General features: G+C 71.2%; 1 pseudogene. It reads left to right on the forward strand.

Annotated elements, in window-relative coordinates:
- Positions 1 to 29: 29 nt before the first annotated feature.
- Positions 30 to 274: pseudogene (locus OC439_RS30220) on the forward strand (hypothetical protein); the annotation flags it as partial.

Genomic DNA, 274 nt, shown 5'->3' on the forward strand with positions numbered 1-274 from the left:
CGGGCGTCGACCCCCGAACGGAGCCCACCATGAACACGATCCTGCGTAAGAGCATCCTCGGTATCGCCGGTCTGACCGTCGCCGGTGGCCTCGCCGCCGGCCCCCTCAACCACGACACCAGCACCCCCACCACGCGGGACGCCGCCGTCACCACCACGCAGGCCGCCGGCAAGCTGGACAGCGCCGCGCTCATCCCGCACGGCGTCCAGGGCACCCAGTCCCACATCGACCTCGACGACGAGCAGACCGCCAACGTCAAGGCCATCATCGCCGC

The sequence above is a fragment of the Micromonospora sp. Mcm103 genome (assembly GCF_024519755.1).
In the GTDB taxonomy this organism is placed as follows: domain Bacteria; phylum Actinomycetota; class Actinomycetes; order Mycobacteriales; family Micromonosporaceae; genus Micromonospora; species Micromonospora aurantiaca.